Origin of the sequence: Hydrogenophaga pseudoflava NBRC 102511 (assembly GCF_001592285.1) — a bacterium.
GTDB lineage: Bacteria > Pseudomonadota > Gammaproteobacteria > Burkholderiales > Burkholderiaceae_C > Hydrogenophaga > Hydrogenophaga pseudoflava.
In genome coordinates, this window is the sequence record NZ_BCWQ01000042.1 from 1 (window position 1) to 818 (window position 818).

The 818-nt window shown below is 69.1% G+C and carries 1 protein-coding gene; it reads right to left on the bottom strand.

Annotation, left to right across the window (positions count from 1 at the left end; genetic code table 11):
• Positions 1-818, bottom strand: an 818-nt coding sequence (locus HPS01S_RS21380) for a DinB/UmuC family translesion DNA polymerase (RefSeq protein WP_443093510.1), incomplete at both ends; no start/stop codon positions are given.

Genomic DNA, 818 nt, shown 5'->3' on the forward strand with positions numbered 1-818 from the left:
TCGTGTGGCCGGCGGCTCGTTCGGGTCGCCCAGGTCCAGCTCCCTCTGCTGCACGCTGGCCGGCTGCAGGTCGACCAGGATCACCCCTGCCTTGATGAACTGGTAGCCGGCCACGTACATGAACCGCATGCCATCGGCCGCGGCCTTGGCCAGCGCCAGGGTGTCGTCGGTCGGTCTGCGCAGCGGCACCACCACACTGCGCGAGCACTGGGGACCAGGTCGGTAGGGTGAGGTGTGCATGAACACCAGCAGCTCGGTGGCCAGGCAGTTTTGTTTCCGCAGCTTCTCCGCCGCCCGCGCTGCAAACTCGCTCACCGCCTCGATCAGCGGTCCGAGCTGGTGAACCGGCTTGCCAAACGAGCGTGTGCAGGCGATCTGCTGCTTGGGGCCCGGTGCATCGTCCAGATCGATGCAGGGCTGGCCCTGCAGCTCCCGCACCGTCTTCTCCAGCGTGACGCTCCAGCCGCGGCGCGCTGTCGCCGGGTCCATCCGGGTCAGGTCCAGCACCGTGCGGATGCCGCCTTCCCTGAGCTGTTCGGAGATGCGCGGACCTACTCCCCAGACATCCCCCACGTCGGTCGCCTGCAGCACGTCGTCCAGGTCCTGGGCGGGCAGGGCGGCCAGGTTGAACACCTGGGCCAGCTCCCTGGGGTAGCTGCCGGGCTTGCGCTCGGCGCTCTTGGCGATGTGGTTCGCCAGCTTGGCCAGCGTCTTGGTGGGCGCCATGCCGATGCAGGTCGGGATGCCCGTCCACTGCAGGATGCGCTCGCGCACCTTGCGGCCACGCGCCACCAGGTCACCGCGCACACCGTGCAGGC